The sequence below is a fragment of the Streptomyces virginiae genome (genome assembly GCF_040638905.1).
In the GTDB taxonomy this organism is placed as follows: domain Bacteria; phylum Actinomycetota; class Actinomycetes; order Streptomycetales; family Streptomycetaceae; genus Streptomyces; species Streptomyces virginiae_B.
The window spans coordinates 181,252-189,747 of record NZ_JBEZYV010000013.1; the positions used below are offsets into that span (position 1 = coordinate 181,252).

Annotated in this window: 7 protein-coding genes; 1 reads left to right on the forward strand and 6 read right to left on the reverse strand. The window is 72.8% G+C overall.

All coding sequences use genetic code 11. The features are described 5' to 3' along the window. Positions 1 to 6: 6 nt before the first annotated feature. Positions 7 to 2,058, reverse strand: coding sequence for a S9 family peptidase (locus AB0F82_RS20545; protein WP_362629633.1), 2,052 nt, complete (start codon positions 2,056 to 2,058; stop codon positions 7 to 9). Between the two features lie 83 nt (positions 2,059 to 2,141). On the opposite strand from AB0F82_RS20545, the gene AB0F82_RS20550 reads away from it, so the two are divergent. Then, the gene (locus tag AB0F82_RS20550) at positions 2,142 to 3,695 is read left to right on the forward strand and encodes an MFS transporter (protein ID WP_362629635.1); all 1,554 of its coding nucleotides are present in this window, start codon (positions 2,142 to 2,144) and stop codon (positions 3,693 to 3,695) included. A gap of 30 nt (positions 3,696 to 3,725) precedes the next feature. On the opposite strand, the gene AB0F82_RS20555 is transcribed toward AB0F82_RS20550, so the two are convergent. The 5 genes from AB0F82_RS20555 to AB0F82_RS20575 all read right to left on the reverse strand — a co-directional run bounded on the left by AB0F82_RS20555 (position 3,726) and on the right by AB0F82_RS20575 (position 8,184). Further along, positions 3,726 to 4,238 (reverse strand): FBP domain-containing protein, encoded by a 513-nt coding sequence (locus AB0F82_RS20555; RefSeq protein ID WP_362629676.1) that lies wholly within the window; start codon positions 4,236 to 4,238, stop codon positions 3,726 to 3,728. Between the two features lie 81 nt (positions 4,239 to 4,319). Further along, positions 4,320 to 5,729, reverse strand: a complete 1,410-nt coding sequence (locus AB0F82_RS20560; RefSeq protein WP_362629639.1) for a cytochrome P450 — start codon at positions 5,727 to 5,729, stop codon at positions 4,320 to 4,322. Between the two features lie 259 nt (positions 5,730 to 5,988). Next, complete coding sequence (locus AB0F82_RS20565) at positions 5,989 to 6,504, reverse strand: GNAT family N-acetyltransferase (protein WP_362629642.1); 516 nt, start codon at positions 6,502 to 6,504, stop codon at positions 5,989 to 5,991. Positions 6,505 to 6,621: 117 nt separating this feature from the next. Beyond that, the gene (locus tag AB0F82_RS20570; protein WP_362629645.1) at positions 6,622 to 7,491 is read right to left on the reverse strand and encodes an AraC family transcriptional regulator; all 870 of its coding nucleotides are present in this window, start codon (positions 7,489 to 7,491) and stop codon (positions 6,622 to 6,624) included. A 96-nt stretch (positions 7,492 to 7,587) separates the two neighbouring features. Then, complete coding sequence (locus AB0F82_RS20575) at positions 7,588 to 8,184, reverse strand: phosphatase PAP2 family protein (protein ID WP_362629648.1); 597 nt, start codon at positions 8,182 to 8,184, stop codon at positions 7,588 to 7,590. Between the last annotated feature and the right edge of the window lie 312 nt (positions 8,185 to 8,496).

Here is an 8,496-nt window from a genome sequence, read left to right on the forward strand (position 1 = left end):
GCCGCACTAGGCCAGTTCGCGGCGGAAGAAGTCCAGTTCCAGCGCCATGATCTTCTCGCGGGTGCCGCCCGGTGTCATGTGGGTGACGCCGGGGAGGGCCAGCAGCTGGTGCGGGCGGCCCGCGTCCGTCAGGGCCTGTGACAGGCGCAGGGTGTGCGAGGGGTGGACGTTGTCGTCGGCCAGGCCGGTGACCAGGAGCAGCGGGCGGGACAGCTTCGGGGCGTCGGGCAGGAGCGAGTCCCGTTCGTAGACGTCCGGGTGTTCCTGCGGAAGGCCCAGGTACCGCTCCGTGTAGGCGGTGTCGTAGTGCCGGAAGTCGGTCGGCGCGGCCCCGGCGGCCGCCGCGTGGAAGACGTCGGGGCGGCGCAGGACGGCCATCGCCGACAGGTAGCCGCCGTACGACCAGCCGCGGATGCCGACCCGGCCGAGGTCGAGGTCGCCGTGGCGGGCGGCCAGTGCGTGCAGCGCCGCGACCTGGTCGTCAAGGGTGACCTGGGAGAAGCCGCGGTACATGGCCCGGGTGTGGGCGGGGGAGACGTACGCGGTGCCGCGGTTGTCGACGGTCACCACCGCGAAGCCCTGGTCGGCCCACCACTGGCGGTGCTGCCAGCGGCGCGGGTCGGCGGTGACGTCCTGGGCACAGGGGCCGCCGTAGCTGTCCATCAGGACGGGCAGCCTCCGGCCGGCGACGTGCCCGCGGGGCAGCACGAGCGCGGTGGGGATCGCGTGCTCGGTGACCCGTTCCAGGACCGGGGCGACCCGGTACGGCAGCGGCCGGGACAGGTCCGCGGGCGTGAACTCCCGCCCGTCGGGGGTGCGTACGACGCGGCGCACGCCGTCGGCGTCGGCGGAGGTCAGCAGCAGGTACCCGGCCGAGGCGGTCACGCTGTGGACGCCGGGGCCGTCCGCGAGCGGGGTCGCGTCCCCGGTGGCGGTGTCGAGCAGCAGCACCTGCTGCTCGGCCGGGTCGCGCAGGGCCGCCTCGATCAGCAGTCGGCCTTCGTGGACCCCCGCCACGCGGCGGACCTGGATGCCGTCGCCGGTGAGCGGTACGCCGTCCAGGGCGAGGCCGCGCGCGCCGCCGCTCGGGGTGTCGGTGACGGTCAGCATCCGCCCGTCGGGAAGGCGGCAGGGGGTGCCGGTGACGTCGGGGTCGACCCACAGGGGGTGCGTGGTGCGGGACAGCTCCCGGGTGCGGCCGGTGGCCGGGTCGGCGGAGAGCAGGACGACGTTCCGCTGGAGCCGGTCCTGGACGGTGAGGAGGATTTCCTCGGCCGACTCCCAGCCGGCGTCGCAGACGTAGGGGTAGGTCTCGGCGTCCCAGTCGATCCGTGTCCGGGTCTCCCCGAGCACCCACAGCTGGACGTCGGCGTTGGGCCCGCCCGCCTCCGGGTAGGCGAAGTCCTCGGCCGGCAGCTCGGGGTGGGCGGGGTCGGCGAACCACCGGCGCTGGAGGGCGGATTCGTCGACGCGGGCGGCGAGCAGTGTGCTCCCGTCGGGGGACCACCAGTGGCCCCGGGAGCGGCCCAGTTCCTCGGCGGCGGCGAATTCGGCCAGGCCCCAGCGGGCCCCGTCGTCGGGGCTGACCCGCCCGCCGGGGGCGACGTACAGGGCGTCGTCGGCGACGTAGGCGGTGCGCGAGCCGTCGGTGTTGGGCCGCGGGTCCAGCGCGGGCCCGGCGGCGGGGATCTCCCTCAGGGTCCCGGCGCCGTCGGCGGTGACCTCGTAGAGCCGTCCGTACAGGGCGAAGGCGGCGCGGCGCCCGTCGCCGGAGAGGGCGTAGGAGCCGATCCCGGCGGCGACGAGCCGGGTGCGTTCGCGCAGCCGGCGCTCGGCGGTGGGGAGCGGGCCGGGCTCGGGGCACAGCTCCCGGGGATCGGCAAGCCGGATCTCCTCACCGGTGGCTGTGTCGAGCACCCAGAGGCTGTCGAAGGCGTCGGTTCCTCCGCTCGACCGGAGGAACCAGAGGAGCCTGCCGCCGTCCCCGAAGGCCAGTGCCCGCGGGGCGCCGTAGGTGAATCGGGCCGTGCTCGCGGAGAGCCTGAGGAAGTCATCCATGATCGTAGTGTGACATGTGAAATGTCACCTGCACTAGGCCGTTCGAGTGGTGACGCCGGTGGAGCGGGCTTAGCGTCGAGAAGGTGGACCCGAACGCAACGCCGAGCAGCAAACGGACCGACGGCACGGTCCGAGGAAGCGGCAACGGACTCGCCCTGTTCGTCATCGCGTCCTGTCAACTCATGGTGGTTCTCGACATCACGATCGTGAACATCGCCCTCCCGCACATCCAGAGCGCCCTGAACTTCTCGACCGAGAGCCTCTCCTGGGTCGTCAACGCCTACACCCTCGCCTTCGGCGGTCTGCTGCTCCTCGGCGGCCGCATCGGCGACATCCTCGGCCGCAAACGCGTCTTCATCTTCGGCGTCCTGCTCTTCGGCCTGGCCTCCCTCCTGGGCGGTCTCTCCCAGAACGAGGGCCAGTTGCTGGCCGCACGGGCCCTCCAGGGCGTCGGCGGTGCCATCGCCTCGCCGACCTCCCTCGCCCTGATCACCACCACCTTCCGTGAAGGCCCGGCCCGCAACCGGGCGTTCGGCGTGTTCGCCGGAGTCTCGGCGGCCGGCGGTGCGATCGGACTCCTCGCGGGCGGCATCCTCGTCGAGTGGCTCGACTGGCGCTGGGTCCTCTTCGTCAACGTCCCCATCGCGCTCGTGATCGCCGTGCTGGCCGCGAAGGTCCTGCGCGAGTCCGAACGCCACCCCGGGCACTTCGACTTCGCGGGCGCGCTGCTGTCCACCGTGGGCATGGTCGCGCTCGTCTACGGCTTCATCCGGGCCTCCCAGGAGGGCTGGCGCGACCCGGTGACGCTCGGCTCCTTCGGCGCGGCCGTGGTGCTGCTGACCCTGTTCGTCCTCAACGAGCGGCGGTCGCCGCAGCCCATCACCCCGCTGCACATGTTCGCCGACCGCAACCGGGCCGGGACCTACGGGATCATGCTCATGCTCGCCTGCGCGATCTTCGGCATGTTCTTCTTCCTGACCCTCTTCGTACAGAACGTGCTCGGCTTCAGCCCGATCCAGGCCGGCCTCGCCTTCCTCCCGGTCAGCGCGGTGATTGCGGTGGGCGCGGGCCTCACCGCGAAACTGCTGCCGAAGTTCGGGCCCAAACCGTTCATGGTCTGCGGCGCGCTGTCCTCGGCGGCCGGACTGGCCTGGCTGACCCAGATCGACGCCCGTTCCACCTACCTCGGCAGCATCCTGGGCCCGATGCTGTTCTTCGCGCTCGGCATGGGCCTGCAGTTCGTCTCGCTGACCCTGATGGCCCTGTCCAACGTCTCCGACCGGGAGTCGGGAGCGGCATCCGGACTGCTGAACGCGACGCAGCAGGTGGGCGGCTCGCTCGGCCTGTCGATCCTCGTGACCGTCTTCGGCACGGCCAGCCGCAACGAGGCCAAGGAGCAGGTGCCGGACTTCCTCGCCACGGCCGGCCCCGTGCAGAAGGCCTTCTTCGAACGCACCGGCCAGCTTCCGAAGCCCTGGGGCGACCAGGTGCTGACCTCGGGCATCAGTACGGCCTTCGTCGTCGCGGCCCTCTTCACCCTGGTCGGCGCGGCCATCGCGCTGTTCGTCATCCAGGTGCGCCCCTCCGACCTCGAACGCCTTCAGGGCAACCACAAACCGGCGGCCGAGCGCCTCTGAGCCGCCGGCCGCCGATACTCCTCCGGCGGGTCAGGCGACCGTGACCCCGGTGACACGGGACACGAAGCCGCTCAGGTTGCCCTCCATGCGTGCGAGACGCTCTTCCAGGGTCAGCGACTCCTCCTGCCGGCCGGCGCGCAGCTTCGGCTGCCGCTTGCCGCGTACGTACAGGGAGCAGGCCAGGTCCGCGCAGATGTAGGTGCCGACCGTGTTGCCCTCGCGGCCGCGGGCGCCCGCCAGCGGCGCGGCCAGCAGCGTGACCCCGGAGGAGGCGTGCCCCGTCAGGCAGATCTGGCACAGGCTGGACTTCACCGCGCTGGTGCGGCCCACGGACGGCACGCGCAGGGAGATCCCCAGCGGGCCCTCTTCCCGCGGCAGCACCAGATGGGCCCGCAGCGGCGCCCCCGGATCCACCCATCCAAGGAAGTCCAGGTCCTCCCAGGGCAGTTCGGCGAAGTCGAGGGGCAGGCGCATGCGCGCCGCCTCACCCTTGGTGCAGTTCACGAAGGATGCGCGGATCTGTTTCTCGGTGAGTGGTTCCACGGACATCGACCCTATTGCGCGCCCCGGCCGGCCCGCACCCCAATATCCGGGCCGGGCCGTGGCCCTGCCTCCTGCGCCCGTCTAGCGGGGCCCCACCCGGCCGTCCAGACGGCGGATCCGGCAGCGTGCCGGGCCCTCCGTCCGCAGGGTGATCCCCGCGCCGACCGGGATCTCGGTGTCCACCGCCTCGAACGAGTACGCCCGCAGGATCATCGCGAGCGCCACCACCGACTCCAGCATCGAGAAGTGCTGCCCGATGCAGGCGCGCGGGCCGCCGCCGAAGGGGAACCACGCGTAGCGCGGCCGCCCCGCCTCCGCCTCCGGGGTGAAGCGCTCCGGGTCGAAGCGGTCAGGGTCCGGCCAGTGCTCCGGGCGGCGGTGCGTCACCCAGGGAGCGAGGATCACGTCCGCGCCCGCGGGGACGGCGTGCCCGCCGATCCGGGTGGCGGCGACCGCCTTGCGGCCGATGACCGGCGCCGCCGGGTACAGCCGCATGGCCTCCTTGACCACCTGCGAGAGGTACGGGAGCCGCTCCAGGTCGCGGGCCTGCGGCGGACGGTCCCCCAGGACCCGGGTGATCTCCTCGCGGGCCCGGTCCTGCTGCTCGGGGTGGCGGGCCAGCAGGTGCAGGGCGAAGCAGAGGGAAGTGGCGGTCGTCTCGTGCCCGGCGAGCAGGAAGATCAGCACCTGGTCGCGGAGCTCGGCGGCGTCGAACTCGCCGTCGTCCGAGCTCCGGGCGGCGGCCAGCAGCGTCAGCAGGTCCTCGCCGGAGGCGTCTGCGCCGGCCCGCCGCCGCTGTCCTATGATCCGGTCGCAGACCCCGTACAGCTCCTCCATCGCGGCGGCCGCCCGCCTGTTGCCCGGGGTGGGCCAGGTGCGCGGGATGTTGGCGGGGGAGTACCCGCGGCGCAGCACGTACTCCGTGATGACCGGGAAGCAGCGGGCGACGGCCTCGGCGGTGGCCTCCACGTCGGTGCCGAAGAGGATCCGGGCGACCGCCCGCAGGGCGAGGTGCGTCATCTCGTCGGAGACGTCGACGACGCCGTCCAGAGCCTCCTCCCAGGCGGTGACGACCGACGCGGTCTCGGCGGCGACGGCCCCGGCGTACCCGTCCACCCGGCGCCGGGTGAACAGCGGCTGCACGAGCCGGCGCTGGCGCAGGTAGTCCTCGTCCTGGCTGGTCAGCAGTCCGTTGCCGAAGGACTCCCGGACCTCCTGGTAGAAGGCGTTGTCCTTGCGGAAGTTGGCCGCCTCGGAGGCGAGCACCTGCTGCACGCCCTCGGGGGAGAAGACGCAGTACAGGTCGGCCCGCATCCCGGGTGGCCCGGCCGAGACCCGCACGACGTCACCGTGCCGCTGCTGTGCCCGCAGGTAGGTGCCGAGGGAGTCCGACTTCAGGTCGTGGAGCGACCCGAGCAGCGGCGCCCCGGAGAGCGCCGGAACCTCCGTACCCGCCCCGATGCCGCCGCCCGTGTTCGTGCCCAGTGCCATCCGGATGCCCGTCCCCTCGTCCCTACGTCCCCTCGCCCTGCCGGAGCCCGATTCTGCCGCCCGCGCCCGCCCCTGGCGAGGGCGCGTGCCCCGCCGGGCCGGAACGGGCCGGATGGGGCCGGCCGGGACTGTGGATCTCCTCGATCCGGGCCGCGACGACGGCTTCGGCGATCCGTCCCAGAAGGACGTCTCCGTGGTCGCTGTCGTCGGCGTCGGCGCTCTTCTGACGCTGATCCAGCCGTGGTACTCGAACACGCCGTCACAGCTCCCGCAGGTAGCGGAGCTCGAGGAGGGTGACGTCGTCGTAGACGTCGTCCTGTGTCGCGCCGTCGGCCGCGTAGCCGGCCCGTTCGTAGAAGTGCCGGGCCCGCCGGTTGTCCCGCAGGACCCACAGGGCCGACGTCCCGAAGCCCTGGTCCTTCATCGCGGCGTGCGCCTCGCCGAGGAGCCCGCGGCCCACACCCGTACCGATCAGGTCCGGCGCCACGTACAGGGCGTGGACCTCGCCCGCCCGCCCCTCGCCGGACACCCGGTTCCGCGACGGCCCGAAGCAGATCCACCCCACCGGGCCGCGGTCGCCGAGCGCCACGAGGTCCCTCGACTCGCGCCCGGCGTGGGAGAACGACTCCCGCCGCCGGCCGGCGTCGTCCTCGATCGTCATCGCGTCCAGGTAGGACCGGGGAACGATGCCGGCGTACGCCGCCTGCCAACCCCGCACCCGGATCGCCGAAACGGCCTCGATGTCGGCCTCGTTCATCTCACGCACGCGCACCATCGCGCCAAGGTAGGCCACGGCCTTCGGGCCGGACCACCGATTACCGACGGGCGGCGGCCGAGGCTCGGACGCGGGCCCTGATCTGCTCCACAGGATCCTCTCAGGTCACCGTTGGTGTCACGTGGGCTCGACGGGCAACCACAGCTCACAGGTCGCGGTGCTGAAGTCGGCCGCGCGGTCGAGGGTGGCGACGATCGAGGGGCTCGGTCGCAGGCGCCACGGGTTCGAGGGGAACCAGTCGGTCGCGGTCGCCGCCCAGGTCGTCTGCAGGGCCTGCGGATGCGGTCCGCTGGTACGGAAGACGGCCCACATCCCCTCCACCACCTCGATGGCGTCGAGGCCGTCCGGGGCAGGCGTGTCCCGGCCGAGGGCGACCCCGTGCAAGTAGGTCACTTCGCTGCCCTCCGCGCTGTCGGGGTCGAGGTTGTCGGAGACCTGCAGCAGGCCTTGCGGTTCGGTGTCGCCGAGGGCCTTCAGCCGCAGGTGTTCCTCCGGCGGCAGTGCGGCGATGTGCTCCCGGATGTGCGGGTTGACGCCCTGGTGGATGAGCGGGACCCGGGTGGCGTGTCCGACCAGCCGGAACGCGGGTCGGTTGACGAGGCGGGTGTCCATGGGGACGCTCCCTTCGACGGTCAGGCGGAACCTGAGCTGCGGTTGTGTGCGCAAGGGGCCTCCGTCGCGGCGCACGTCACCGGGACCGGCGCCGTGGACCGCCCGGAACGCTCGTCCGAACGCCTCGCTCGACCCGTATCCGTGCCGGACCGCGATGCCCAGCAGGTCCGCCTCGCCGCGGACGACGTCGGCGGCGGCGACGGTCATGCGCCGGCGGCGTACGTACTCCGACAGCGGCATGCCGGCCAGCGACGAGAACATCCGGCGCAGGTGGTACTCGGTCGTGCCGAGCGACCCCGCCAGTCCGTGGACATCGGGATCCTCCGCGAGGTGCTCCTCGACGAGGTCGACGAGCTGGTTGAGTGCCGAGATCACGAGGCCTCCTTTCGACTCCAACCCTGGCAGCGGCCACCCAGCCCGCACCCGACCGCCGCGAACCGATCCGATCAGGCCGCGCTCACGCCGGGTGTCCTAGCGGAGCAGGGCGAACGTGCCGGCCGCGGCGGCTCCGCCCAGCGCCGCCCCCGCGAGGACCTGGGCGGGGGTGTGGTCACGCAGCCGCACCCGGGACCAGCCGACGAGGGCGACCAGGGGATAGGCGAGGAGCAGCCGGGGCCCGTAGGTCATGGCGATCATGGCCGCGCTCCCGGAGGACACGCCCGCGTGCACGCTGATCTTCCACGCGGGGGTCACGGCGAGCAGGGCCGCCAGGGTGACCAGCATCGCCGCGATCAGCGCGATCATCGGCCGTGGGGCGCCGAAGAGCCACAGCAGCAGGGTGCCGGTGGCCACCGAGGTGCCGGCGAAGGCCATCACGAGGATGCGCTGAGGCCTCTGCCCGACGTGCCGGTCGGCCCAGCGGCCGCGGTGGATGCCGTACTTGATGAAGGCCAGGGGAATGCCGGCGGCGAACAGGCAGCCGAGAAGTCCCCAAGCGACCCCCGTGAGGCGGCCGGTGTGCCACCCGATGAGGAGGGTGTCGGCGATGATCCAGGTCTTGGGATCGAGCCCGTCGGTCACCAGACGCGCGGCCCGGGACGCGCCGGACCGGCTGATGGTGGTCGTCACGCCGTGTCCTCCGGGCGGGTGGTGCCGAGGCAGCCCGCCTCGAAGATCCGAGCATAGGGGTTGCGACGCGACGGCCGGAAGGACCGGCCCCCGTCGGACCCGCGCGCCCCCGACGCCGCAGCCCAGGAAGCGGCGCTGCGGGAGGCGATGGACGCACGGGGCCGCCGCACGTCCGCACGATGGGGCCCGACGGCTCGCCGGCGGAGCGGAACTCCCTCTAGTGCTGTGACCGGGAAGGTTCGCCGGGTTGGGTGGTCAGGCCGCGGTGGGTAGGGGTCTGCCGCCCCAGCGGAGGCCTCTTTCGCTGCGGAT